This is a genomic window from Mesorhizobium sp. M0074, from assembly GCF_040322975.1.
Classification (GTDB): domain Bacteria; phylum Pseudomonadota; class Alphaproteobacteria; order Rhizobiales; family Rhizobiaceae; genus Mesorhizobium.
Map to the genome: position 1 here is coordinate 17,180 of NZ_JAMYUM010000028.1, position 24,965 is coordinate 42,144.

26 protein-coding genes and 1 tRNA gene are annotated in these 24,965 nt (G+C 62.0%); 9 read left to right on the forward strand and 18 right to left on the reverse strand.

Annotated features, from left to right (window positions below):
- Positions 1 to 6 precede the first annotated feature (6 nt).
- Genes phoB through pstS form a run of 6 tightly spaced genes read right to left on the reverse strand, consistent with a single transcriptional unit; the run spans position 7 to position 5,218 of the window.
- On the reverse strand, positions 7 to 696 hold the full coding sequence (gene phoB, locus NKJ73_RS29115; RefSeq protein ID WP_352571975.1) for a phosphate regulon transcriptional regulator PhoB: 690 nt from the start codon (positions 694 to 696) through the stop codon (positions 7 to 9).
- 16 nt (positions 697 to 712) lie between these two features.
- On the reverse strand, positions 713 to 1,420 hold the full coding sequence (gene phoU / locus NKJ73_RS29120; RefSeq protein WP_023678534.1) for a phosphate signaling complex protein PhoU: 708 nt from the start codon (positions 1,418 to 1,420) through the stop codon (positions 713 to 715).
- Between the two features lie 32 nt (positions 1,421 to 1,452).
- Entirely contained in the window at positions 1,453 to 2,256 is an 804-nt protein-coding gene (gene pstB, locus NKJ73_RS29125; protein WP_031212148.1) for a phosphate ABC transporter ATP-binding protein PstB, read from the reverse strand.
- The gene (gene pstA / locus NKJ73_RS29130) at positions 2,253 to 3,104 is read right to left on the reverse strand and encodes a phosphate ABC transporter permease PstA (RefSeq protein ID WP_023678532.1); all 852 of its coding nucleotides are present in this window, start codon (positions 3,102 to 3,104) and stop codon (positions 2,253 to 2,255) included. The genes pstB and pstA overlap by 4 nt, the downstream gene beginning before the upstream one ends.
- Positions 3,105 to 3,107: 3 nt before the next feature.
- Positions 3,108 to 4,097, reverse strand: a complete 990-nt coding sequence (pstC, locus tag NKJ73_RS29135) for a phosphate ABC transporter permease subunit PstC (protein ID WP_023678531.1) — start codon at positions 4,095 to 4,097, stop codon at positions 3,108 to 3,110.
- A gap of 59 nt (positions 4,098 to 4,156) precedes the next feature.
- On the reverse strand, positions 4,157 to 5,218 hold the full coding sequence (pstS, locus tag NKJ73_RS29140; protein WP_031212147.1) for a phosphate ABC transporter substrate-binding protein PstS: 1,062 nt from the start codon (positions 5,216 to 5,218) through the stop codon (positions 4,157 to 4,159).
- A gap of 652 nt (positions 5,219 to 5,870) precedes the next feature.
- On the opposite strand from pstS, the gene NKJ73_RS29145 reads away from it, so the two are divergent.
- A complete protein-coding gene (locus NKJ73_RS29145; RefSeq protein WP_023678529.1) occupies positions 5,871 to 6,224 on the forward strand; it encodes a hypothetical protein in 354 nt (117 codons plus the stop codon).
- An 83-nt stretch (positions 6,225 to 6,307) separates the two neighbouring features.
- On the opposite strand, the gene NKJ73_RS29150 is transcribed toward NKJ73_RS29145, so the two are convergent.
- Positions 6,308 to 7,279, reverse strand: a complete 972-nt coding sequence (locus tag NKJ73_RS29150) for a DUF2865 domain-containing protein (protein ID WP_023678528.1) — start codon at positions 7,277 to 7,279, stop codon at positions 6,308 to 6,310.
- Positions 7,280 to 7,613: 334 nt separating this feature from the next.
- On the opposite strand from NKJ73_RS29150, the gene NKJ73_RS29155 reads away from it, so the two are divergent.
- Positions 7,614 to 7,829, forward strand: coding sequence for a hypothetical protein (locus NKJ73_RS29155; protein ID WP_023678527.1), 216 nt, complete (start codon positions 7,614 to 7,616; stop codon positions 7,827 to 7,829).
- 137 nt (positions 7,830 to 7,966) lie between these two features.
- On the opposite strand, the gene tolA is transcribed toward NKJ73_RS29155, so the two are convergent.
- From tolA to NKJ73_RS29175, 4 genes are all read right to left on the reverse strand, one after another.
- A complete protein-coding gene (gene tolA, locus NKJ73_RS29160; protein ID WP_023678526.1) occupies positions 7,967 to 8,371 on the reverse strand; it encodes a cell envelope integrity protein TolA in 405 nt (134 codons plus the stop codon).
- A 359-nt stretch (positions 8,372 to 8,730) separates the two neighbouring features.
- Complete coding sequence (locus tag NKJ73_RS29165) at positions 8,731 to 9,597, reverse strand: glutathione S-transferase family protein (RefSeq protein WP_023678524.1); 867 nt, start codon at positions 9,595 to 9,597, stop codon at positions 8,731 to 8,733.
- Between the two features lie 27 nt (positions 9,598 to 9,624).
- The gene (locus tag NKJ73_RS29170) at positions 9,625 to 10,206 is read right to left on the reverse strand and encodes a VOC family protein (protein ID WP_023678523.1); all 582 of its coding nucleotides are present in this window, start codon (positions 10,204 to 10,206) and stop codon (positions 9,625 to 9,627) included.
- A 418-nt stretch (positions 10,207 to 10,624) separates the two neighbouring features.
- A complete protein-coding gene (locus NKJ73_RS29175; RefSeq protein ID WP_008873905.1) occupies positions 10,625 to 11,065 on the reverse strand; it encodes an SRPBCC family protein in 441 nt (146 codons plus the stop codon).
- A 114-nt stretch (positions 11,066 to 11,179) separates the two neighbouring features.
- Between NKJ73_RS29175 and NKJ73_RS29180 the strand changes: the two genes are divergently transcribed.
- Positions 11,180 to 12,247 (forward strand): adenylate/guanylate cyclase domain-containing protein, encoded by a 1,068-nt coding sequence (locus tag NKJ73_RS29180; RefSeq protein ID WP_352571976.1) that lies wholly within the window; start codon positions 11,180 to 11,182, stop codon positions 12,245 to 12,247.
- A gap of 503 nt (positions 12,248 to 12,750) precedes the next feature.
- On the opposite strand, the gene NKJ73_RS29185 is transcribed toward NKJ73_RS29180, so the two are convergent.
- The 3 genes from NKJ73_RS29185 to NKJ73_RS29195 all read right to left on the reverse strand — a co-directional run bounded on the left by NKJ73_RS29185 (position 12,751) and on the right by NKJ73_RS29195 (position 13,703).
- Positions 12,751 to 12,825: transfer RNA gene (locus tag NKJ73_RS29185), tRNA-Glu, on the reverse strand.
- A 90-nt stretch (positions 12,826 to 12,915) separates the two neighbouring features.
- Complete coding sequence (locus NKJ73_RS29190) at positions 12,916 to 13,323, reverse strand: VOC family protein (RefSeq protein ID WP_352571977.1); 408 nt, start codon at positions 13,321 to 13,323, stop codon at positions 12,916 to 12,918.
- The gene (locus tag NKJ73_RS29195; protein WP_023678516.1) at positions 13,320 to 13,703 is read right to left on the reverse strand and encodes a hypothetical protein; all 384 of its coding nucleotides are present in this window, start codon (positions 13,701 to 13,703) and stop codon (positions 13,320 to 13,322) included. Before NKJ73_RS29195 ends, NKJ73_RS29190 begins: the two co-directional genes overlap by 4 nt.
- A gap of 26 nt (positions 13,704 to 13,729) precedes the next feature.
- Here NKJ73_RS29195 and NKJ73_RS29200 point away from each other — a divergent pair, with 26 nt between their 5' ends.
- From NKJ73_RS29200 to NKJ73_RS29210, 3 genes are all read left to right on the forward strand, one after another.
- Positions 13,730 to 14,770 carry an RluA family pseudouridine synthase gene (locus NKJ73_RS29200; RefSeq protein WP_352571978.1) on the forward strand — a complete coding sequence of 347 codons (1,041 nt, stop codon included), beginning with the start codon at positions 13,730 to 13,732 and terminating at the stop codon, positions 14,768 to 14,770.
- Positions 14,771 to 14,957: 187 nt separating this feature from the next.
- Positions 14,958 to 15,869 (forward strand): RNA polymerase sigma factor RpoH, encoded by a 912-nt coding sequence (rpoH, locus tag NKJ73_RS29205; protein ID WP_023678514.1) that lies wholly within the window; start codon positions 14,958 to 14,960, stop codon positions 15,867 to 15,869.
- A 338-nt stretch (positions 15,870 to 16,207) separates the two neighbouring features.
- On the forward strand, positions 16,208 to 16,717 hold the full coding sequence (locus NKJ73_RS29210) for a hypothetical protein (RefSeq protein WP_352571979.1): 510 nt from the start codon (positions 16,208 to 16,210) through the stop codon (positions 16,715 to 16,717).
- A gap of 182 nt (positions 16,718 to 16,899) precedes the next feature.
- Here NKJ73_RS29210 and NKJ73_RS29215 read toward each other — a convergent pair whose 3' ends face one another.
- From NKJ73_RS29215 to NKJ73_RS29230, 4 genes are all read right to left on the reverse strand, one after another.
- Positions 16,900 to 17,772: an MBL fold metallo-hydrolase gene (locus NKJ73_RS29215; RefSeq protein WP_352571980.1), complete on the reverse strand. Its 873-nt coding sequence runs from the start codon at positions 17,770 to 17,772 to the stop codon at positions 16,900 to 16,902.
- A gap of 150 nt (positions 17,773 to 17,922) precedes the next feature.
- Positions 17,923 to 18,582 (reverse strand): peroxiredoxin, encoded by a 660-nt coding sequence (locus tag NKJ73_RS29220; RefSeq protein WP_023678511.1) that lies wholly within the window; start codon positions 18,580 to 18,582, stop codon positions 17,923 to 17,925.
- Positions 18,583 to 18,756: 174 nt separating this feature from the next.
- Positions 18,757 to 19,122, reverse strand: coding sequence for a cell division protein ZapA (locus tag NKJ73_RS29225; RefSeq protein WP_023678510.1), 366 nt, complete (start codon positions 19,120 to 19,122; stop codon positions 18,757 to 18,759).
- A gap of 4 nt (positions 19,123 to 19,126) precedes the next feature.
- The gene (locus NKJ73_RS29230; RefSeq protein WP_006200774.1) at positions 19,127 to 19,399 is read right to left on the reverse strand and encodes a DUF4164 domain-containing protein; all 273 of its coding nucleotides are present in this window, start codon (positions 19,397 to 19,399) and stop codon (positions 19,127 to 19,129) included.
- A 260-nt stretch (positions 19,400 to 19,659) separates the two neighbouring features.
- On the opposite strand from NKJ73_RS29230, the gene tkt reads away from it, so the two are divergent.
- From tkt to NKJ73_RS29245, 3 genes are all read left to right on the forward strand, one after another.
- Positions 19,660 to 21,651, forward strand: coding sequence for a transketolase (tkt, locus tag NKJ73_RS29235; protein WP_352571981.1), 1,992 nt, complete (start codon positions 19,660 to 19,662; stop codon positions 21,649 to 21,651).
- Positions 21,652 to 21,809: 158 nt separating this feature from the next.
- Positions 21,810 to 22,820, forward strand: a complete 1,011-nt coding sequence (gene gap / locus NKJ73_RS29240; RefSeq protein WP_023678507.1) for a type I glyceraldehyde-3-phosphate dehydrogenase — start codon at positions 21,810 to 21,812, stop codon at positions 22,818 to 22,820.
- A gap of 217 nt (positions 22,821 to 23,037) precedes the next feature.
- On the forward strand, positions 23,038 to 24,927 hold the full coding sequence (locus tag NKJ73_RS29245; protein WP_352571982.1) for a potassium/proton antiporter: 1,890 nt from the start codon (positions 23,038 to 23,040) through the stop codon (positions 24,925 to 24,927).
- The last annotated feature ends 38 nt before the right edge of the window (positions 24,928 to 24,965 follow it).

The following is a 24,965-nucleotide window of genomic DNA, read 5'->3' on the forward strand; positions in this document are numbered from 1 at the left end:
GGCGGGTCAATCTTCCCTGATCGCATAGCCGGCACCGCGGATGGTGCGGATGACATCCGGCATCCGGCCGTTGTTGACGGCTTTGCGCAGCCGCCCGACATGCACGTCGACGGTGCGTTCGTCGATGTAGATTGTCTCGCCCCAGACATTATCGAGTAACTGGCTGCGCGAGAAGACACGGCCCGGATGCCGCATCATGAACTCGAGCAGCCGGAATTCGGTCGGCCCGAGCCTGATTTCGCTCTTCTTGCGATAGACCCTGTGCGATTCGCGATCGAGCACGATGTCGCCGACCTTCAGCACGCTGGACAGCACTTCCGGCTTGGCGCGCCGCAGCAGCGCCTTGACCCTGGCCATGAATTCCGGTGTCGAAAACGGTTTGACCAGATAGTCGTCGGCGCCGGTCGAAAGCCCGCGCACCCGGTCGCTCTCCTCGCCGCGCGCGGTCAGCATGATGATCGGCAGCCGCTCGGTTTCGGGGCGCGCCCGCAACCGACGACAGAGCTCGATGCCGGAAACCGCTGGTATCATCCAGTCGAGCACCAAAAGGTCGGGCACATTCTCCTGCAAACGGATCTCGGCTTCGTCGCCGCGTGTCACCACCTCGACCTGGTAGCCTTCGGATTCGAGATTGTAGCGGAGCAGCACACCCAATGGCTCCTCGTCCTCCACCACCATTATGCGTGGTGCGATCATCGGCTGGGCACCCCCATCATGTCACCGGTGCGGACATTGTCGTTTCGTCCTGCTTCGGACGATTGACCGGCAATTGCTCGCCGGTCAGCACATAATACGCATTTTCGGCGATGTTGGTGACATGGTCGCCGATCCGCTCCAGATTCTTGGCGCAGAACAGCAGGTGCGTGCAAGCGGTGATGTTGCGCGGATCTTCCATCATGTAGGTCAACAGCTCGCGGAACACGGACGTGTATTTGACGTCGATGCGCTCGTCGGCGGCACGCAGCTTGGCCAACGCGGCCGCATCGCCTGCAGCATATTCCTCGATGACACCCTGCACCTGGATGAGAACCAGCTGCGCCATCGCGTCGATGGAATGCGACAGGTCCCGCGGCGTGGCGCTGAGGCCGACCGCACTCACGCGCTTGGCGATATTCTTGGCAAGGTCGCCGATGCGTTCGAGGTCGCCCGCCATGCGGATCGCTCCGACCACATGGCGAAGATCGTGGGCCATCGGCTGGCGTTTGGCGATCAGGGTGATGGCGCGGTCGTCCAGTTCGCGTTGACGCGCATCCATGATGGCGTCGTCGGAAACGACGCGTTGCGCCAGCACGTTGTCGGAATTCAACAGGGCCTTGGTCGCCCCGCCGACCATCGAACCGGCGAGGTCGGCCATGTCGCGGATCAGCTTGCTGATCTGCTCGAGATCCTCGTCGAAAGAAGCGACTGTGTGTTCGCCCATGGTCCTGTCCTCATATGCATGATCGGAACGGCTCAGCCGAAGCGGCCAGTGATGTAGTCCTGCGTGCGCTTCTCGCGGGGCGACGTGAAGATCTTCTCGGTCCGGTCGAACTCGACCAGTTCACCCAGATACATGAAGGCGGTCTGGCGCGACACGCGCGCCGCCTGCTGCATGTTGTGGGTGACGATGACGATCGTATAGTCGGCTTGCAATTCGTCGATCAGTTCCTCGATCTTGGCAGTCGACAGCGGGTCGAGGGCCGAAGCCGGTTCGTCGAGCAGAATGACTTCCGGCTTCACGGCCACGGTGCGGGCGATACAGAGCCGCTGCTGCTGGCCGCCGGACAGGCTCAAGCCGCTGGCGTTGAGCTTGTCCTTGACCTCGCTCCACAGCGCGGCGCGCTTCAACGCCTGTTCGACGCGGCCGTCCATCTCGGACTTGCCGAGGTTCTCGTAGAGCCTGACGCCGAAGGCGATGTTCTCGTAGATCGACATCGGGAACGGCGTCGGCTTCTGGAACACCATGCCGATCTTGGTCCTGAGGAGGTTGAGATCCTGCGACCGGTCGAGAATGTTCTTGCCGTCGAGCAGCACCTGGCCCTCGGCCGTCTGTTTTGGGTAGAGCTCATAGATGCGGTTGAACACACGCAGCAGCGTCGATTTCCCGCACCCCGAAGGGCCGATGAAGGCCGTGACACTGCGCTCAGGCAGTGACAGGCTGATGTCCTTCAGCGCCTTGCTCTGGCCGTAGTAGAAGTTGAGATTCTTGACCTCGATCTTCGTCTTCTCGACGACCGTTTCGGCCATCGTCATGTCTGGGGACAACATCTGTGTCATCTGTCCTCTCTGCGTCCGGTAAGGCTGCGGGCGAGGATGCTCAAGCCCAGAACCGTCAGGGTGATTATGAGTGCGCCGGTCCACGCCAGTTGCTGCCATTCCTCGTAAGGGCTGAGAGCGAACTGGAAGATGGTCACCGGCAGGCTGGCCATCGGCGCGTTGATATTGCTGCTCCAGAACTGGTTGTTGAGCGCGGTGAAGAGCAGCGGCGCCGTCTCGCCGGAAATGCGTGCTATCGCCAGCAATATGCCGGTGACGATGCCGGACAATGCGGCGCGGTAGGCGACCGAACGGATCACCACCCAGCGTGGCGCGCCGATCGCGGCACCGGCTTCACGCAACGCGTTCGGCACCAGGTTGAGCATGTCTTCAGTGGTGCGCACGACCACCGGAATGACCAGGATGGCAAGCGCAACGGCGCCGGCAATGGCCGAGAAATGTCCCATTGGCCGCACCATCAGCTCATAGACAAACAAGCCGATGATGATCGACGGCGCCGACAACAGGATGTCGTTGATGAAGCGGACGACGGTGGTGATGCGCGAAAAGCGTCCATACTCGGCCATGTAGGTTCCCGCCAGCACGCCGATCGGCGTGCCGACGACAACGGCGATGATCGTCATCAGCAGGCTGCCCGCGATGGCATTGAGCAGGCCGCCGGCCTCGCCCGGTGGTGGCGTCATCTCGGTGAAGACCGCGAGCGAAAGCCCGGCTGTGCCCTTATAGACCAGTGCGCCGAGAATGAGCGCCAGCCAGGCAAGCCCGATGCCGGCGGCGACGACGCAAAGCGCCATCATCACCGAATTCCTGGCTTTGCGGCGGCTGTGGAGCGATGAGGATGTCGACATCGGTCAGGCTCCCGTACGGGCGTCGATCCGCATCAACATATAGCGGGCGGCGGCAAGGATCAGGAAGGTGATAACGAAGAGGATCAGGCCGAGCGAAACCAGCGAGGAGGTGTAGAGGTCGCCGTCGGCCTCGGTGAATTCATTGGCGATGGTCGCCGAGATCGTCGTGCCCGGCGCGAACAGGGAGGCACTGATGCGGTGGGCGTTGCCGATGACGAAGGTCACCGCCATGGTCTCGCCGAGCGCCCGGCCCAGGCCAAGCATGACGCCGCCCATGATGCCGATGCGGGTATAGGGAATGACCACGCGCCGGGTCACTTCCCAGGTCGTGCAACCGATGCCATAGGCCGATTCCTTCAGCACCGCCGGCACCGTATCGAAGACGTCTTTGGTGATCGAGGTGATGAAGGGCAGCACCATGATGGCAAGGATCAGCGCCGAGGTCAGAAGGCCGATGCCGTAAGGAGGGCCGGCGAAAAGGCTGGATAGTCCCGGCACGCCGTGGAAGACGTTGATGATGAAGGGCTGTATCGCCGTCTGCAGGAACGGCGCGAACACGAACAGGCCCCAGATGCCGTAGATGATCGAAGGAATGCCGGCCAACAGCTCGACCGCTATGCCGATCGGGCGCCTGAGCGGGCGCGGGCAGAGCTCGGTGAGAAAGACTGCAATGCCGATGCCGATCGGAACCGCGATCAGGATGGCGATGGCCGCCGTGACCAGGGTGCCGTAGATCGGCGCCAGTGCGCCAAATTTTTCCGTGACCGGATTCCAGCTTTCAGTCGTCAGGAAAGAAAAACCGAACGACGACAGCGCCTGCCATGAGCCGGCAAACAGCGAGATCGCGACACCGCCGAGGATGACCAGCACAAGAATTGCGGAAGCGCGGGTGAGTCCGCGGAATAGGGCATCTGTGAGCGCGAAGCGCCGCACCGTAGCTTCCCTGGCCCGGGCTGCTGCAGATGATGGCATGGCATCGGAAGCGATGGTCATTGGGTCCTCGCGATTGAAGGCAACAGGGAGGGCGCCATCGACGCCCTCCCTGGAGGAGATTACATAGCCGAGTAGAGCGGCTTGCCGTCGTCGCCGACGACTTCCTTGGCCCACATGGCCTTGACGCTCTCAACCACCTTTTCGGGCATCGGAACGTAGTCCAGCTCGCCGGCCATCTCGTCGCCCTTGTCGTATGCCCAGGCGAAGAATTTGAGCGCTTCGCCGGTGGTCGCGGCATCATCCGGCTTCTTGTAGAGCAGGATCCACGTTGCCGCCGTCATCGGCCAGGACTCGGCGCCCGGCTCGTTGGCGAGGATGACACCATAGCCCGGCTGCGAGCTCCAGTCGGCATTGGCCGCTGCCGCCGAGAACGCCGCCGCGGTGGGCTCGACCTTCTTGCCGTCCTTGTTGATCATATCGGTGTGGGTGAGCTTGTTCTGCTTGGCGTAGGCATATTCGACATAACCGATCGCGCCGCCGGTCTGGGAAACGTTGTTGGCAACGCCCTCATTGCCCTTGGCGCCGATGCCGACCGGCCATTCCACGGCCTTGTCGACGCCGACCTTTTCTTTCCAGTCCGCGCTGACGTCGCCGAGGTAATAGGTGAAGTTGAACGTCGTGCCCGAACCATCGGAACGGTGAACGACCGCGATCGCCTGCGAAGGCAGCTTGACGTCCGGATTAAGCTTCTTGATCGCTTCGTCATCCCAGCTCGTGATCTTGCCGAGGAAGATGTCGGCCAGCGTCGGGCCGTCGAGAACCAACTCGCCCGGCTTGATGCCTTCGAGATTGACGACGGGAACGATGCCGCCCATCACCATCGGGAACTGAGCCAGTCCGGTCGCTTCAAGCTCGTCGCCCTTGAGCGGCGCATCCGAAGCGCCGAAGGTAACGGTCTTGGCTTTGATCTGCTTGATGCCGCCGCCGGAACCGATCGACTGGTAGTTAAGGCCAACGCCGGTGTCTTTCTTGTAGGTGTCGGCCCACTTCGCATAGATCGGGTAGGGGAAGGTGGCGCCGGCGCCGGAGATGTCCGCGGCGAGCGCGGCGGACAGGGTGAGAGTGGTCGTCGCCGCAGCCATTGCAATCGCAACGGCCGCCGAGCGGATGAAATGTCTCATGTGGCCTGCTCCTGTTCGGAATATGGTCTCTCGGCGCCATTCCTCCGGCGCCCGCTGAGGCCAATAGCCCCCGATTATTACAGTCGCATGACAGTTTCATGTCGCTCCGGTAACGGCGCCCAGCCGGGTTAAGAAGGAGCGGCCGCGGGCTTTGTCGGCATGGGCCGCGGTTTGCCGCTGGAATCAGCAGCTTGCGTGAATTCCGGCCGGCATCGTCTGCTCGGCGATCGTAGCCACCGGCTTTAAAAGAAAAAAGCCGGACGGGAGCGCGTTGCATGCAGCCAGAACGTGTCATGGCCGCGCCATCGCCCAAACAGGTCCGTTGGGGTAAATCTGACCCTGTTTCTTGCCGGCGGTCGCTGCTCCCGCCCGTAACTGGAGGAGCGGAACTTCGAATATCCCATTGTCGCCACTGAGCGCAGCTTTGGTATGGTGCGATCGCACCATGGCCTTACGCTGGAAGCGTTGACGAATCGCAAGGTTCTAACTCGCGCTGGACCTCCATCCGCGCCCGACCCGGCGCTCGATCTTCGAGCAACGCCTTCGACTGGAAGTGCGACGACTCTACTTCACGGTATCTACTCCCTTCGCCCTATTCCGCCGGTTGTCGGTTAGGCCGAAGCAGCGTTATAAGCTTGCAGGGGTATTGCTGATGTCTCGACGGATTCTGCCTGTCTTCCTGTGCCTGGCGCTGCCTCTGGGAAGCGGCTGCGCGCGCAGCTATGACGGCACCGTCATCATTCCCAAGCCGCTCGATGTTCGCCGTTTCTGGGACAGGCCTTCGCCGCAGGCGCAAGCCGAACAGTCGCAACTGGAGACCGACGTCTTTCCAGTGGCGCCGCAAACGCCGAAAAGGCCGGCGGTGCGCAGGAGCGCGGCTTCCGTTGCAACGCCTCGGAGGAGGATCACCAACAACCCGCCCATGCTGTCGCCGGAGCCGACGAAGCCGCTAACTTGCAAGAATGTCAGCGAGCCCGGCAAACGGGCCCGCATGGTCTGCGAATAACCAGCCGACGTCCGTCGATGCGTACGGCTCCAGGCCTTGAAGCGGCTATCCGGCCAGCCGTCTCGGAACATCGCCCGCCCTGGTCAGTCCGCCGGGAAAAAGGCCGGCCCGACCACTCTCACCGGCCGCGCGCCGATCGCTTTCTCGATCGACTGATGCTGGGCAATCCCTGGCACCTCGAAAACCGGCGTTTTTGCCCCTGCGAGAGCGGCACCGGCAGTTTCGATCCCGGATTCAGGAATTTCCGCGACGACGCCAAGATCCGGCTTTGCCGTCGGCAACGGAATGATGGCGTTGCTCATGTTGGCCGGTGTCACGGTTCGTGCCCTGAGCTCGGCGACGCGCCGGTAATAGCGCTTGACGTCGCAGGCCTTGAAGTTCGCGTCGTCGCGGTACCGGAACGCGGCAGGTAGCTCCACATAGGGTTTTCCCGACTCGAGCGCGACCATCTCCTCGGTCTCGCGAGTGGCGTCGCTCAGCGTATAGAGGTCGACGCCGGCATCGTCGCAGATGTAGCGACACTGATCGACCGTTTCCTTCAGATCGTCGCCCTTGGCGAACTGCGATTTTGGCGCGGGGAAGAAATATCCGTCCGACAAGCGAACGCAAAACAGCATCCGATTGCCGCCAATTGTTGTGCCTGCGGACTGGGCCTTGGGTGCCGTGCGTTGCTGCGCCGGCTGTTTCTTGGCAGCGGGGGCGGCGCAGCCCAGCGCGACAAACCTGGCCTTCAATCCGGACGTGTCCCTGCTCGAATTCGACAGTCTGGCGATCTGCCGTTGCACCTCCGCCTTGCTGCTGACCAGGTCGGCGCAGGGATTGAAGAAGAAGCCGGCCGTTCTCGCCGTGCATCTGCGTTGTCTCTCAAGCTTTTGAATCGCGGCGAGTTGCCGGCGCAGTTGGGCAAGCTCGGGGCTGGTCCCGCCGCTGCGCCCCGCCGAAAGCAATTGGCTCCTGATGGCACCGCAGCTATCCGCGTAGGAGAAGGATGTGCCGAGCGCAACGGCTATTGCCGACACCAGCATCAGAATCGTGAGGGGCCAGAAGCGTGTCATTGGAACGACCATTATCCTTGTTGCACCGAGAACAGGATTTCTTTGTCGACTATGGATAAGTACTAGCTAAATCAGTCTTTCCTAATTGGAGTAGATCAAATCGCCACCAGAGACTTTAGCTCTAGTGTATTAGATCCACTCGTGTAAATTCAATATTACATTTTTATTTCAAGATTGAGACGAACCGGCAGCAACGCCGGCGGACGCCCGCCACGGCGAAGTTTTGATGCGCGCGGCGGGTTCGGCATCGCGATCAATCCGGCGTTACCGGCCGGCCGTTGCTGAAACCTTAGCCCTGGGATCGGCGTTGAGCGGCCAAAGGAGGAGACCGCAAATGTCGATCCACTTCACTGTCGCGGACCTGACCAGGAATCTGTTCCATTCACTTGGGTTGGACCATGAACGCGCACCGAGGCCACTCGACCACGAGCAGAGGCTTTTGCTGGAGTGCTATCTCGCCGGCCAGATACCGGAATCGGCCTGGAGCGACTATGTCTTCGAGATGCCGGAACTGGCGCGACATGTCGAGGCCAGACGAAGGCGCCACTAAAGCGCATCGCGGTCGACCGGGCCTCATGCGACGCGCTTAGGTTCTTGTCTAATGCATGTCGTTGTCGCAAAACCGCTGCACACTTTTGCGCGACATGCACTAGATCCCGAAAAGTGGAATCCGGTTTTTGGAAAAGATCAAGGCGAAGCCTTCACTCGCGGTGCAGCCTGTTCTTGTTTGGGCGAGTTGAATTGCAGAGTGAACACCTTGCCCGGGATGCCTTCAGCCAGCGCCGGTGAAAAGCTCAACGGCAGGCAATGGTCCACGGCCGCGACCGCCGCGTCGACAAAAGCTTGGCGCGTCTTCTCCTCGCCGGCGACGCGGATGGCGGTCGGCTTGGGCCGGCCGATCAGCGTGCCATCGCGCCTGAAGCTGAAGCTCAGGGTGACGGTGGAATTCCCGGCATTCGCCGGCGGGGTCCAGCACGCCTGGATGGCAGCCCCGACCTCGGGCATGGTGTTGAGCGTCGCTGCTTTCGATTGACCGGCTGCACCCGCCAGCATGGCGCCTGCAATCACCATCATTCCAGCAATGCTTTTCATGGCAGGGCCTCTGTCCTTGAACCGCCCTCGAGGACGGGACGAACTTCGATGGTAGGGCCGACAGCGGCGATGACAAGATGGCGGCGACGCGTTTCATCAGCCATGCAGGCGTCGTGAAACGCCGTCTGGCGCAACTTCGACAGGGGCTGAAATAAGCAAAAGGCCGGCGCGCAGCCGACCTTTGCTTCCCATCCGCGCCAGTACATCCGTGGTCGCGGGCTGGAGGTGGATTCAGTAGAAAGGGTTTAGGTTAACAAAACCTTAAGCTCCCCACATCGTGCAAACAGGGGAGATTAAAAAAATCCCCAGTTCATTACGGGCTCCTGCAGACGTGCGGACGACCGCTATTGGCTTGTGCCTCAGGCGTTGGCCTGCGACCGCACATAGGCGATATAGCCGCGCACGTCGGCGGCCGGCTCGGCATAGGCCTTGCCGAGCTTCTTCTCGATCGCCGCCATATAGTCTTTTGCCCATTGGGGCAGCGCGTAGTCGATGACGGCGAGGAACTCGAGCGTCGCCGCCAAACGGATGTCGGCGATCGACGGGTTCTTGCCGCCGATGAACGGCTTGCCGTTCCTGAAGAAGCTGTGAAACACCTCCAGCGGCTCGGCTATCGCTTCTATAGCGGCCTTCTGGGCTTCCGACTTCTTGTCGGGATGAGCGTCGCTGTGGCCGACCTCGCCGGCATATTGCGGGAAATTCAGTACAGGATATGTGGCGCGCGCCACATAGGGGTAGAGCGTCCCGATCAGGTAGAACATGGCGCTGTCGATCATTGCCCGCTTGGCCGGCGCCTTGGGATATAATTTCTCCAGCCCGTGCTTGTTGGCGAGATACTGCATGATGGCGCAGCTTTCCCACAAGACACCTCTCGGCAGGCCCTTGTCCTCGATCATCGGCGTAAGATGGGCCGGGTTTCGCGCCATGTATTCGGGCGAGCGCGTGAGACCCCATACGTCGGTCTCGGAATGGTCGAGCCCGGCGGCGCGTGCAAACACTCGAACGCTCATATTGTTGACGCTGGGCTTCAGCATGCTGAGCGAGAGCGCGGGCTTTTTCGCCGGTTTCGCCTTGGCCTTCGGCGCCAGCTTCTCGGCGGAGACCTTGGCCGCCGGCTTTGCCACTTTCGCCGCTGACTTGGCGGCGGCTTTGGCCGCCGGCTTCGCTCCTGGCCTGGCTGCCTTGGCGGCGGGCTTTTTCGCACTCTTCGTTGCTGTCTTTGCCATTATGTCCTCCCTTTGTTTGGCGTGTCGTCAGTATGGATTTTTCGGTGCGCGATCCTCCGACAAGGTCGTGCGCGAGCGCTCGACAAGCGCCTGGATCGCATCGGCAAGGTGCACTTCGGCGATGTTGTAGTCGCCGCGCGCGACGCGGATCTTGTGCGCCTGCATCAGCACGTCGGCATGAGTGAAGCCCGCCGGCGGTTCGAAACGGTAGGAGGCGAGTTCGATCAGCAGGCCGAGCGGATCCTCGAAATAGATCGAGTCCATGAAGCCGCGATCCTTGACGCCGCTGTGCTTGATGGCGCGCTCGTCGAGCCGGGCAGCCGCCTGCAGAAAGGTGACGCGCGACACCGCGAAAGCGATATGATGGACGCAGCCCGTGTCGGTCGGCGTGCGCCGCTTGACCGGCGTGCGGCTTTCGTCGGTGAAGACGGTGATCAGCCGGCCGTCGCCCGGATCGAAATAGAGATGGCTTTCGCTTGGCTTGTCGAGGTTGGGCTGCTCGAAGATGAAAGGCATGCCAAGCACGCCCTCCCAGAAATCGATCGAGGTCTGACGCCCGGCGCCGACCAGCGTGATGTGATGGACGCCTTGCGATTGTAGTTTTTGCATCTGACTCCTCCCGGCCACGCCGTCTTGCCGCCGAACGGAAGTTCGGATGCCCGGTCGCGCTTGGATCGGCGCCCGGCATGTGACCGCGCCCGGCCTCGCTCGCCTGCGCTCCGCATTCCGCATCCTGCAGGAGTGCGGCCGGAGCTTTGATGAACGGATGCTAATTCAATCCGAGGCGTTGCGCCAGAAGCGCTGAGTTTCAAGAACTCCACGCAGGCGCCAAGAGCGGCACCGGGATCGCGGACGCCTTCGCCGAGCTCGCTGAAACGATCCGTCGCCGGCAGCTGTAATGGTGCGGCGGCCCGCAGGTCGCTGGGTTTCCCGAGCGGCCGGTTTGGCGACGGCAGGTCAAAGGGGCCTCGTTGACGCATGCCGCGCCTGGTTCGGATTACGGGCATCCGCGGCCCTTAGATGAAAATCACATATTCTTCATCGGCACGTCGGGATCGACATGTCCCCCATCGGCAGTGATCTTCAGCCTTGAGAGGTAGTGCTCCCATCCCCTTCGGTGGCTGTCACGCTCCTTTGCGTTCGGCAGTCCGCTGTGCGTGAAGCGGATCAGTGTCCCCGCATCCCTCGCGATCAGGTCGATCTCGACATGACTGGAGCCGGGCGGCACGGTCTCGTTGTCTTCCCAGCCAAAACTGTAGGCAAGACGGTGGACCGGGATCACCTCGGTGAACTCACCGCGCGCCATATGGCGACCACCGACATTGACGAGGAACAGACCGCCCGGCGTTGCATCCAAATTCGCTTCGGTCCCGATCCATCGCACGATCTGGTCCGGATCCGTCAAAAGCGCGAACACGGTCGCTTGTGGCGCGGCGACCTCAATCTCTGTGTAAACCGATTCCGCCATCGCTCACTCCAGGTCACATCCGCATCGAATACCGTGCTATTTAAGCGAATGTGGGGAGTTGCAAGAAGATGTTCGAGGCGTAAGCATAAGCCGGTGCCGAGTGACCTTCTACCGATGCTTCTCGCAAAGTCGCTTTCATTCCTTCTGGACGACGCCGCGCATATTGGCGACGGTGGGCGACTTCTATTGCAGCTCTCAACGCATTTGATGGAAGACGGCTTGCCGATCATCGCCGGCGCGCTGGCGCAGGATGCTCCCGACCCAATCATTTCACGCCGCATCTGGCTCTGGCGAGCGCCTGGGGGTGAAGTGGTCGAGGGTTTGGGGATAGGCGCCGACCGCCAGAATGCCGATCCCCGGCTCGTGCTGCGGGAGTGGCTTGGCACGACGCGGGCGATCGTGTTCGACGAGCGAGCGGGCGGTGTCGCACCGACTTTGGTGTGGGCGTTCGATCATACTCCGGATGAGGCGCAGTCAGAGCTGCTGCGGCAAATCTCCCGGTTTGCTGCGGCTCCGATGACCGCACTCGCAGAACGGTCCGCGAAACGCGCATTGCTCGAGGCATATTTGGGAAAGCGCAGTGCAGCACATGTGCTCAACGGTCATTCTCGTCGAGTAAAGGGAGAGACGATACGGGCTGCGCTTCTGTGCGCGGACCTTCGAGGTTTCACCGATCTATCCGAGGTTCATGATGCAGACGAGATCGTATTGGTACTTGATGCCTGGTTCGATTGCGTCGCCGGCGCGGTGCACGCATTTGGTGGTGAGGTTCTCAAGTTTATAGGTGATGGCGTCCTCGCGATTTTCCCGATTGGCGAGCGCGATGCAAATGCCGCATGTGACGCTGCGGTACGCGCCGTGAAGGCCACGCGCGCCGGGATAGATCATCTCAACCAAACTCGGCGCCGCAATGGCGGCCCTGAGCTCGGATATGGCATTGGCCTGCATGTCGGCGAGATACTCTGGGGGAATATCGGCACTGCCGGCAGGTTGGACTTCACCGCGATCGGCAAGGCTGTAAATCTTGTCAGCCGCATCGAAGGGCTGTGCAAGCCGTTGGGACGGACGGTGCTCGCGTCGACAGTGTTCGAGGCAGAAACTACCGAGCCGATGATCGCCATGGGCAGTCATCCGCTCGGAGGAATAGCAGGCGCGCAAACACTTTTCGGCTTGCCGGAATAGATCGAATGGTTGAGCGCGCCGTGGATGTGTTGTTCGCAGCACATCTTGGTATCGTGCGAAGCCATGACTGAGAGAAGTTCGAACGGCAAAGAAACTACGATACTGCAACTGGAGTATGGCGCGTTTAGAGCCCAGCCATGCGCGTCGCGCGCAGCTTCGCTGGCGGGTGCTAAGGGCCTTCCCGGCATCCACCCTTCGAGGGAGAGGCGCCTTCGCCGAGCTCGCCAAAACGATCCGCCGCCGGCAGCTGTAGCTCAGGTCGGCTCCAGGCAGTGCCGACCAGCGTGATGGACGCCTTGCGATTGTAGTTTCTGTATCTGGCTCCTCCCCGCGTGGCATCGACTCAGCGCGACGTTCTGCGCGCCGCTAACGCTGTGCCTCAAGACCCACGATGCAATGCTAATGCAATCGGCTCCGCTGCGCCGGAAGCGGCAATGAGCCAAACCCGCCGCGACCCAAGGCGATGGATCGGATTGATGGTTTGCCGAGAGTTTGGAGAGACTTGGTACGCCCAAGGGGAATCGAACCCCTGTTCCCGCCGTGAGAGGGCGGTGTCCTGACCGCTAGACGATGGGCGCGTTCAAGAACCGGCGATATAGGCTGACGGCTGGCAAAAAGCAACTAGGCTTAAGGCTGCCGATCGCGCCGGTGAAATATCCGCTGCAAGCCTAGCGTTTTGGCTCGATAAGGTCCCAGAGATTTCCATAAAGGTCGGCGAAAACCGCGACCGTGCCATAAGCCTCGTGGCGTGGAGCTTCGCGGAACTCGACGCCTTTTTCGAGCATCAGCGCATGGTCGCGGGCAAAATCGTCGGTTTCGAGGAACAAAAAGACCCGCCCGCCGGTCTGGTTGCCGACGGCGTGCCTTTGCGCTTCGCCGGATGCTTCGGCGAGAAGCAGCTGCGCGCCCTGCCCTTTGCGCGGCGTGATCGTGACCCAGCGTTTGCCGCCGCCGAGATCGACATCTTCGGTGAGGACAAAACCCAGCCGGTCGACATACCACGAGATCGCCTCGTCATAATTTGCGACGACAAGCGCGACCGTGGCAATGCTGCGGTGTTCGGCAAAACCGGTCATTTGTTCCTGATCGAAAAACGCCCGACGATGCGGCGCTCAGTGATGTCATAAACGAAGATGGCGCGGCTGCCGTCGGGCAGCTCGGCGTCGATCGACAGGTGATTGCCGGAGAGCGATTGGCTGATCACCCTGGCGCCGACCGGCAGCACGATGTCGCCGTTGACCGTTTCGCCGATCGGCACCTGGATGTCGCTGCTTAGCGGAGGGGCGGCAGGCGGCGCGTTGCGCGCTTTGTAGACAAGTGCTGCGATCACCACCATAAGGGCGAGGAACAGCAGGCCGAGATTGATGGCGACGAAGCGGACGAGCTTCCTCCGCACCTTTTCGACCTCGGGGTCGAGCGGCTTTTCCTCGTCTTCGTCGGCAAGCGGCCGGGCCATGGCAGCAGATTCCGGAACTGTTTTCGATGAGCGCTCATAACGAAGAGGTCAGACAATTAATAGGGGCCGGACCGATCGTCCTGGAGGCGGGCGCTGATGCGGCCGGCCAGCGGCTCGACCAATGGCTGGCGGCCAGGCTCGGCCCCGACATGTCGCGCAGCCGGGTACAGATGCTGATAAAGCAGGGCGCCGTCAGGATCGGCGGCAGGCCAGCCAGCGAAACGAAGCGCAAGATGGCACAAGGTGACAGCGTGTCGGTCGACATGCCGGAGCCGGAACCGGCGGAGCCGCAAGGCGAAGATATTGCGCTGGACGTCCTCTACGAGGACAGCGAGCTGATCGTCATCAACAAGCCGGCCGGGCTGGTCGTGCATCCCGGCGCCGGCAACTGGACCGGCACGCTGGTCAACGCGCTGATCCATCATTGCGGTGATAGCCTGTCGGGCATCGGCGGCGTGAGACGGCCGGGCATCGTCCACCGCCTCGACAAGGAGACCAGCGGCGTCATGGTCGTCGCCAAGACCGATCGCGCCCACAAGGCGTTGTCGGAGGCCTTTGCCGACCACGGCCTGACCGGCGATCTCGAGCGGGCGTATCTGGCGTTGGTCTGGGGCATACCGGCAAGGCCGACCGGGACGGTCGACGCGCCGCTCGGCCGCGCCGCCGACCGGGTACGCCGCGCCGTGGTGCCGCAAGGCCGCGACGATGCCCGCCACGCCGTCACGCATTTCACCGTCGTTGAGCGCTTTGGCGAGCAGCAGCAGGAATTCGCCACGGCGAGCCTGGTCGAATGCCGGCTGGAAACCGGTCGCACTCACCAGATACGCGTCCACATGGCCCATATCGGCCATCCGGTGATTGGCGACCCCGAATACGGCCAGGCTTTCCGCACCAAGGCCAATCGGTTGCCCGAGCCGCTAAGAAGCAAGGTAAAGGCGTTTCCGCGACAAGCTTTGCACGCCCGCCTCCTTGCATTTCGGCATCCGGATACCCATCTAACGATGAGGTTCGAAGCACCGATACCGTGGGACATGGAGGAACTCGTCGACGGCTTCCGCAAGCTCTGAACCAACCACCTGAAAACCTGACCGGCGTTGTTCACTTCAACGTGACACACTGTTTCGTGTTGAACAAATGCCTGTCTTTCTGGTTTTGTTCCTATATATGTCGGTTGGCGCGAATGTGCCTTTGGCATTCGCGCCACATGCCCGCCGCGTTTCGGGGGCATCACTCCAATAGAGAGGGGGCGCTATCATGGCCCAGTCATTACCCAGTATCGTTTCCGGCGAAGGCGGTCTCAGCCGCTACCTGGAAGAAATCCGCCGCTTTCCGATGCTTCAGCCGCAGGAAGAGTACATGCTCGCCAAGCGCTATGCCGAGCATGAGGACACCACGGCTGCGCACAAGCTCGTCACCAGCCACCTTCGGCTCGTCGCCAAGATCGCCATGGGCTATCGCGGCTATGGCCTGCCGATCGGTGAGGTGATCTCGGAAGGCAATGTCGGCCTGATGCAGGCCGTCAAGAAATTCGAACCGGAGCGCGGTTTCCGTCTCGCCACCTATGCGATGTGGTGGATCAAGGCCTCTATCCAGGAATACATCCTGCGCTCGTGGAGCCTGGTCAAGATGGGCACCACCGCCAACCAGAAGCGCCTGTTCTTCAACCTGCGCAAGGTGAAGGGCAAGATCCAGGCGCTCGACGAAGGCGATTTGAAGCCCGACCAGATCACCGAGATTGCCACCCGGCTGAACGTCTCGGAAGCGGAAGTCGTGTCGATGAACCGCCGTCTGTCGGGCGACGCCTCGCTCAATGCGCCCATCCGGGCCAGTGAAGGCGAGTCCGGCGAATGGCAGGACTGGCTGGTCGACGACCACGAAAGCCAGGAAGAGATGCTGATCGAGCAGGACGAGCTGGAAAACCGGCGCGGCATGCTGTCGGGCGCTCTTGCCGTGCTCAACGACCGCGAACGCCGCATCTTCGAGGCGCGCCGCCTCGCCGATGAGCCGTTGACGCTTGAAGAGCTGTCGGCCGAGTTCGATATCAGCCGCGAGCGCGTGCGCCAGATCGAGGTGCGCGCCTTCGAGAAGGTGCAGGACGCGGTCAAGGCCGCAGCCAAGCGCCAGACGCAGGCGCTGCGCACCATCGAGGCGCAGCCGGCGGCGTAAGGCCTTCCAAGGGAACAAATAACGGCGGCGTCAGGTAACTGGCGCCGCCGTTTCTTTTTAGAGGGTTGCCGGTTCCGCGGCGCCTTTTGCGGATGTCCGATCCGCCGTCGTAATTGCTCAGTAGTCTCGCCATGGCGTCCGCAGACGATCTCATCCACAGCGGTATTATCGCAATTTTCCCCAAGCCCTGAAAACCGCAACGCTGCAAGCTGTAGCGGCAATGTTCCGCGCCGACCGGGGCATTTCAAAACCCGGCGCTTGCGACAGGCGGGGGCGACAACGGGCGCCGGGGCCGCGCGGGGCAGTTGAGCCTATTGAAAACGAAAGGCAGTGTGACGATGACCATTTCTCCGTTCCTGGCCGCTCTCGGATCCGAAGGTCCGCCAGCCGACCGAGCGAAAGACATGGCCCTGTATGGATGGCTAATTGGAAGCTGGGAAATGGACTCGGTCCACTACCTCGACGACGGCGCAATCCAAAAATGGGATGGCGAATGCCATTTTGGCTGGGTGCTCGAAGGCCGCGCGATTCAGGACGTTTGGATCAGGCCCAAGCGCCCTGCGCCGTCGACGATGTATGGTACGACCTTGCGCATCTTCGACCCTGGGATCGATGGCTGGCATATCATATGGAACGACCCGCTCAACCAGGATCGCTCGCGCCAGATCGGCCGGGCCGAGGGTAAGGACATTGTCCAGCTCGGCAATGACTCGCGCGGTCTGCAAACTCGATGGCGTTTCACTGAGATCACTGCCACCAGCTTCCATTGGATCGGCGAGGAAAGATCTTCCGAGAGCGATCCTTGGCAAATCACGTATGAACATTTAGCCCGCCGAACAAAACCCTGACGCTGGACTGGCTGGCGTCTGCGCTGCTCCTCATCCGGCTGCCACCACCGTCTTCCCGCATGGACCTCTCGGATTCAAACATCGCAAAAATCGAATCAGGATCAATAACTTGGATGACCATCGCAGAACGATGAGGGCGGCGCCGAGTTTGAATGGCACTGTAATGCCAGCGACCCATCTCCTCACAGGCAATCGAGCGGAAATTTCAGATAGCGCCGCCCGTTGGATTCCGGTTCCGGCAGGCGTCCGCCATTCATATTGACCTGCAGCGCGTGCAGGATCAGCCGCGGCATCGGCAACGTCCTGTCGCGGGCTTGGCGGAGCGCGACGAAGTCGGCTTCCGTCTTGCAGCCGGCAACATGGATGTTGCCGGCTTTCTGCTCCGCGACCGTGCTTTCCCAGCGCGCTTCGCGATCGCCCGGCTGGTAGTCGTGACCGACGAACAGACGTGTCTCGTCCGGCAGCGCCAGGATGTCCTCGATCGAGTGCCAGAGCCGCTCGGCACTGCCGCCGGGAAAGTCTGTCCTGGCGGTCCCGCTGTCCGGTATGAACAGCGTGTCGTGGATGAAGGCGGCGTCGCCGATGACGTAAGTGATCGAGGCCAGTGTGTGGCCCGGCGAGAACAGCACTCTTGCCGGAAGGCGGCCGACCGAAAAAGTTGCGCCGTCGGCGAACAGCCTGTCCCATTGCGAACCGTCGGCGGGGAATTCCGGCCAGTTGTAGATCACCTTCCACAATTTCTGGACGTCGATGACCTTTTCGCCGATTGCCGTCGGCGCTCCGGTTCTCCCCCTCAGATAATGGGCGGCGGAGAAATGATCGGCATGCGGATGCGTGTCGAGGATCCACTCGACCTCCAGCCCGCTTTCCCTGACGAAGTCGAGCAGGGCGTCGGCATTTTTCGTTGCCGTTGTACCGGACCTTTCGTCGAAGTCGAGCACCGGATCGATGATGGCGCATTTGCGGGTCGCCATGTCGGCGACCACATACTGGACGGACCCGCTCGGCTTGTCATAGAAGCCGGTGACCTGCGACCTGGCCGATAATGCGTCCAATCCCAGCCCCCTTGATCCTCACCGTGGCAGGAATGACTTTCTCTGCCACGGCAAATGAAAGGCATGGTTGTCCGTCAACCAGGCGCCGTCAAGCACCCCATGCTCATACGGCCAAGAAAACCGAAAATTCTCCGTGCCGCCTCTGCCTGCTCAGGCGGAAGGCTGCTTGGTTTTCCTGAGATATGGCAGGATTGTCTCGTAGGCGCCGAAACGCTTGATGGCATCTTCATTCGAGACGGCAGCGGTGATGATGACGTCCTCGCCCTGCTTCCAGTTCGCCGGCGTCGCCACCTGGTGCTTGGCGGTCAGCTGCATGGAATCGATGGCGCGCAGGATTTCGTCGAAGTTGCGGCCGGTCGTCATCGGGTAGGTGAGAACCAGCTTGATCTTCTTGTCGGGCCCGATGACGTAGACCGAGCGCACCGTGGCATTGTCCGCCGGCGTGCGGCCTTCCGAGCTCTCGCCGGCACCCGCCGGCAGCATCTCGTAAAGCTTGGCGACCTTGAGATCCTTGTCGCCGATCAGCGGGTAGTTCACCGAATGGCCGGTCGCGGTCTTGATGTCGTTCTGCCACTTTTCATGGCTTTGGACGGGATCGACCGAGATGCCGATGATCTTGACGTTGCGCTTCCTGAACTCGCCTTCGAGCCCGGCCATCGTGCCGAGTTCGGTCGTGCAAACCGGCGTAAAGTTCTTCGGATGGCTGAACAATACTGCCCAGCCGTCGCCGATCCATTCATGGAAGCTGATCGGTCCTTGCGTGGTCTCAGCGGTGAAGTCCGGTGCGATATCGTTGATACGAAGGCTCATGGCGTGTCCCTACCCTGTGAGTGCAGATCGCAGCCGGCGTTGACCGGCGCTGCTTTTGCCTTTCTATCACTCCGGCGTCATCCTTCAAATGCCTGTTGCGCCGGCATCAAGGCCGGCGGCGAAATATTTTCATTGCTTCTCGGCAAATGCCGCAGGAATTTTCGCTGCGCTGGCTCAGGCCTTGTTCACTGCCAGCGTCGTCGCCAGGTCTTCCATGCGCTGGGCCAGCGCGCCGAGCGCCCCGGTCAGCGCGGAATCGTTCTTGTCGGCCTTGGTCAGTGCGTCGTCGCGCGTCTTGCGCAGCGTCAGCACTTCGCTTTCCATGCCCTTGACCCGCTTTTGCAGTTCCGAAAGCTCGTCCATGACCATGATGCCGGCCATCACGGTCAGCCGCTGGTCGCCAATCTCGCCAAAAGAATCCTTCAGATGCGAAACATAGCGGTCGAAGCGCTCGGCAAGATCGATCAGATGCTCTTCCTGGCCCTCGTCGCAGGCCATCCGATACTGCTTGCCGTCAATGGAAACCGTGACTTGTGCCATTAGCCTACCTGTCCAGTACCGCGCGGATGGTTTCCATGGCTGTCACCAGCCTTCGCGACACTTCCTTGTTGGCATCTTCCAGCCGTTCGGCGCGGGCCTCGGAATTGTCGAGTTCCTGCGCCAGCCGCGAGCGGTCGGCGTTCATCCGCTGCACTTCGGCCTCGGCTTCCGAATAGTCCCGCTCGTGCTCGAGCTTGGCCGCGACGGCGTTTTCCAGCCCTTCGATGGCCTTACCCAGCCTGGCAATGACTTCTTTGAGGGTCGTTTCCCCGGTCATGGCTTTCGTCCTGCGCCCTGCCCATCACCGAATCATCCACGTTCAGAACGCGTTATCCCTGAAACATTACGCGTCGTGTGAACCGCACGTCAATAAAGCTGTCGCGACTGTCCCCTGCTAACGCTAATGTAAGTCGCGCATGGCCATCACAAGACCGGCAAAAGCACACCGATTTGTTGACTAAAAGGCCGCGCCTGCTATGTGTCGCGCACCCTTTTCAAGGGCTTTCCCAAGGCCCAAACCCCCATTTTGGAGGAAGCATGACCTCGCGCGAACAACATGACCGGATGGCCAATGCGATCCGTTTTCTCGCCATGGACGCCGTCGAGAAGGCAAATTCCGGCCACCCCGGACTGCCCATGGGCTGCGCCGACATCGCCACGGTGCTGTTCACCCGCTTTCTCAAATACGATCCGAAAAACCCGCATTGGCCGGACCGCGACCGCTTTATCCTGTCGGCCGGCCACGGCTCGATGCTGCTTTACTCGCTGCTCTATCTGACCGGCTACGAAGACATCACCATCGACCAGATCAAGCAGTTCCGCCAATTGGGGTCGAGGACGGCGGGCCACCCGGAATACGGCCATGCCGCCGGCATCGAGACGACGACAGGCCCACTCGGCCAGGGCCTTGCCAATTCGGTCGGCTTCGCGCTCGGCGAGCGCATCATGAATGCCGCTTTCGGCAAAGATCTCGTCGACCACTACACCTATGTGCTGGCCGGCGACGGCTGCCTGATGGAAGGCGTATCCCAGGAAGCCATCGCGCTTGCCGGGCATCTGAAGCTGAACAAGCTGATCGTCTTCTGGGACAACAACAACATCTCGATCGATGGCCCGGTGTCGCTCGCCGATAACACCGATCAGGTCGCCCGCTTCCAGGCGTCCGGCTGGAATGCCAGCCATATCGACGGCCAGGACCCGGAAGCGATCGCCTATGCCATCGAAGCGGCCCGCCACTCCGACAAGCCGACGATGATCGCCTGCAAGACGACCATCGGCTTCGGCGCGCCGACCAAGGCCGGCACCAACAAGGCGCATGGCTCGCCGCTCGGCGCCGAGGAAATCGCTGGCGCCAGAAAATTCTTCGGCTGGGATTATCCGCCCTTCGAGGTTCCGGCCGATATCCTCGACGCATGGCGTACCGCCGGGCGGACCGGCGTCAAGGCGCGCACCGACTGGGAAAGCCGGCTTGCCAAGGCTGATGCCAAATTGCGCGCAGAGTTCGAACGCCGCATCAGTGGCACGCTGCCGGCCAACTTCGACGCCGTCATTGGCGATTACAAGAAGAAGCTCGTCGCCGACAAGCCGAAGGTCGCCACCCGTAAGTCATCGGAAATGGCGCTGGAGGTCATCAACGGCGCCGTGCCCGAAACCATCGGCGGCTCGGCCGATTTGACCGGCTCCAACAACACCAAGACTAGCCAGACCAAGAACATCACCGCCGACGATTACGGCCAGCGCTACGTTCATTACGGCGTTCGCGAGCACGGCATGGCAGCCGCGCTCAACGGGCTGACATTGCATGGCGGCATTATCGCCTACGGCGGCACTTTCATGTGCTTTTCCGATTATGCCCGTCCGGCGATGCGGCTTGCTTCGCTGATGGGCATCCGCTCGATCTTCGTCATGACCCATGATTCCATCGGCCTTGGCGAAGACGGCCCGACCCATCAGCCGGTCGAGCATCTGGCAGCACTTCGCGCCATTCCGAACCACAATGTCTTCCGCCCCGCCGACGCGGTGGAAACCGCGGAATGCTGGCAGTTGGCCATTGAGTCGGAAAAGACGCCTTCGACATTGGCGCTGACCCGGCAGAACCTGCCGACGGTACGCAACGACTTCGTTGCGGAAAACCTCTCCAGCCGCGGCGCCTATGAACTTGCCGCCGCCAGTGGCGAGGCGGCGGTGACGATCTTCGCTTCGGGCTCCGAGGTCGAGATCGCGCTGGCCGCCCGCGAGGCCTTGGAAAAGCACGGCCACGCGACCCGCGTCGTCTCGGTGCCGTGCTTCGAATTGTTCGACAAGCAGAGCGCCGACTATCGCAGCAGGACGATTGGCAATGCGCCGCTCAAGATTGCCATCGAAGCCGGCATCCGTCAGGGCTGGGATCACTTCATCGGCACCGACGGCATCTTTGTCGGCATGACCGGCTTCGGCGCCTCCGGCACCATCGAACAGCTCTACCCGCATTTCGGCATCACAGCCGAGGCAACGGTGAAGGCGGCGGAAGCCCGTCTGCATGGCAAATGAAAGTGAGCCCCGCCCGGCAAAGGCTGGCATAGCGGTTTTGCCGGGCGGTGGAGCACTAATCGATTTAAATCCACGCCTCGGCGGCTGGATTCTTTGCCCGTCCGCCGTTATGAAGCTGCGGACTTGATCTTCGGCCTCCAACTCCCAGGGAGAGAACAATGACCGTCAGAGTTGCCATCAACGGATTCGGCCGCATCGGCCGCAACATCCTGCGCGCCATCCATGAATCCGGCCGCAAGGATATCGACGTCGTCGCGGTCAACGATCTCGGCCCGGTCGAGACCAACGCCCATCTGCTGCGCTTCGACAGCGTGCATGGCCGCTTTCCGCATGAGGTGACGGTTGACGGCGACCAGATCATCGTCGGCAAGGAAAAATTCAAGGTCACCGCGATCAAGGATCCGACGCAACTGCCCTGGAAGGAGCTTGGCATCGACATCGCGCTCGAATGCACCGGCATCTTCACCGCCCGCGACAAGGCCGTCGCCCATCTGACCGCCGGTGCCAAGCGCGTTCTCGTCTCCGCTCCGGCAGAGGGCGCCGATCTCACCGTCGTCTATGGCATCAATCACGACAAGCTGACCAAGGACCACATCGTCATCTCGAACGCCTCCTGCACCACCAACTGCCTGGCGCCGCTGGCGGCCGTGCTGAATGAGGCGGTCGGCATCGAGAAGGGCATGATGACGACGATCCATTCCTACACCGGCGACCAGCCGACGCTGGACACCATGCACAAGGACCTCTACCGCGCCCGCGCCGCCGCGCTGTCGCAGATTCCGACCTCGACCGGTGCTGCCAAGGCCATCGGCCTGGTACTGCCCGAACTCAAGGGCAAGCTCGACGGCATCTCCATCCGGGTGCCGACCCCGAACGTCTCGCTCGTCGATTTCAAGTTCATCGCCAAGCGGCCGACCACCGTCCAGGAGATCAATGACGCGGTGATCGCCGCCTCGAACGGCAAGCTGAAGGGCATCCTCGCCGTTACCCGTCACCCCAATGTTTCGATCGACTTCAACCATGATCCGCATTCCTCGATCGTGGCGCTCGACCAGACCAAGGTCATGGACGGCAACTTCGTTTCGGTGCTGTCGTGGTACGACAATGAGTGGGGCTTTTCCAACCGCATGGGCGATACCGCCGTCGCCTTCGGCAAGACCATCGCCTGATCGCAGAGCCAGCTTCTCGACCTGGAGACGCCCGGCTCAGTCCGGGCGTTTTTCATTGCAGCACGAACCGCCGAGGCACGCTCCGCTGCTCGGGGGTGCCAAAACTTTCGACGATCGGCAGCGTGGGGCAAAAAGCCACGCTGCTGCCTTGCAGCGGCCATGTCTTCGCCCCACTCTCCCGTGATGCCGGAGCATATCGACTAGGGGCGACCAACGAATGGAGCATGGTATCTATCTTGTGACGCTCGTTGGCGCAGCACTTGTCGTTGCCGCCGCGTTTTCAAGCCTGATCGCCTTCCGTTTCGGCGCCCCTCTCCTGCTGCTGTTTCTCTGCATCGGCCTCGCCACCGGAACCGACGGTCTCGGCATCCATTTCGACAATGCCCGAGTTGCTTATTTTGCCGGCTCGTTGGCGCTGGCGGTCATCCTTTTCGATTCCGGCTTCGGCACGCCGCTCAACGCCTTGCGGCAGGCGGCCGGGCCGGCGCTGTCGCTGGCCACATTCGGCGTCCTTTTGACCACCGGGCTCTTCGGCGCCGCCGCCTATTATCTGCTCGACCTGACCTGGCTGGAATCCTTCCTGCTCGGTGCCGCCGTCGCCTCGACCGACGCCGCGGCGGTGTTCTTCCTGCTGCGCGCCGGCGAGATCAATTTGCGCGAGCGCGTGCGGTCCACGCTCGAGGTGGAATCCGGCACAAATGACCCGATCGCCATCTTCCTGACCATCACGCTGGTCGAGGTCATCGCCGCCAATACCCACCCCGAGGCCAAGGTGCTGGTCACCGATCTTGCCGTCGGCTTCCTTGTCAATATGGGGCTCGGCGCGGTCATCGGCATTCTCGGCGGCATGGCCATCGTGCGCCTTGTCGATCGCCTCAATCTCGATCACGGCCTGCTGCCGATCTTCGTGCTGACGCTGTCGCTTATGGTGTTCGCTGCCGCCGGTGCCGTCGGCGGCTCCGGCTTCCTGGCGGTCTATCTCGCAGGCCTGATTGCCGGCAATTCCGATATCCGGGCCGTCACCATCCTCAAGCGCTTCCAGGACGGCATGTCGTGGCTGGCGCAGATCATCATGTTCCTGATCCTCGGCCTGTTCGCGACGCCTTCGCAATTTCCGGCGATCCTGGTGCCGGCAGTGCTGCTCGGCCTGTTCCTGGTATTTGTGGCACGGCCAATCGCCGTCTGGCTCTGCCTGGTGCCGTTCCGTCTGCCACGCCCGGAAGTCGCCTTCGTCTCGTGGGTTGGCCTGCGTGGTGCCGTGTCGATCCTGCTTGCCATCACGCCGCTGCTCGGCGGTCTTGAGAACGGCCGCCTCATCTTCAACACTGCCTTCATCATCGTGCTGGTCTCGCTGATCATCCAGGGATGGACCGTCGGGCCGCTGGCGCGCCGTCTCGGCCTTATCGTGCCGGCCCGCCTGGGACCGCTCGACAAGGTCGAATTGGAACTGCCGGGCTCCGCCCATCATGAGCTTCTCGCCTACCGCGTGGCACCTGGCAGCCCGGTGGCGCGCGGCGAACGCATTCCGCGCTGGGCGCGGCCGTCGCTGGTGCTGCGCGACGGACGCTCGATGCGCTTCCAGGATATGGGCCGGCTCGCGGCCGGCGACCATGTCTACATCTTCGTGCCGGACCGCTATCCGCGCCTGCTCGACAAGCTGTTCGCCAGCCGTGCCGTGGTCGATCCCGAGGACGCGGATTTCTTCGGGGCCTTCGCCGTCGATCCGTCACGCCCCGCCGAGGAACTGGAGACCGCCTACGCGCCGGGCCTGACCGAAGCGGAACGCAAGCTCAGCATTGGCGACCTGGTCACTACGCGGCTCGGCGGCCACGCCGAATACGCCGACCGCGTGCTACTCGGTCCGATCGAGCTGATCGTCCGCGACGTCGACGACAAGGGCAGGATCACCGGCCTTGGCCTGTCCTTTGAGCCGACCGCGCCGGTGGCGCGCGTTCCGGTGTTCCTCAGCGCCGGCGAAATCCGCGACCGCATCGCCGCCTTCATCCGCAACCGGCGCAAGCCGGCCGAGGCGCAGGCGGTCGAGGCGGCGGCCGAGATGGGACCGGTTCCGCAGCCCGTAGTGGAAAAGACAACTGGCGAAGGCTGACCGCTGTCCACCCGAGCCGCGGAACCCTGCCGCGAGGC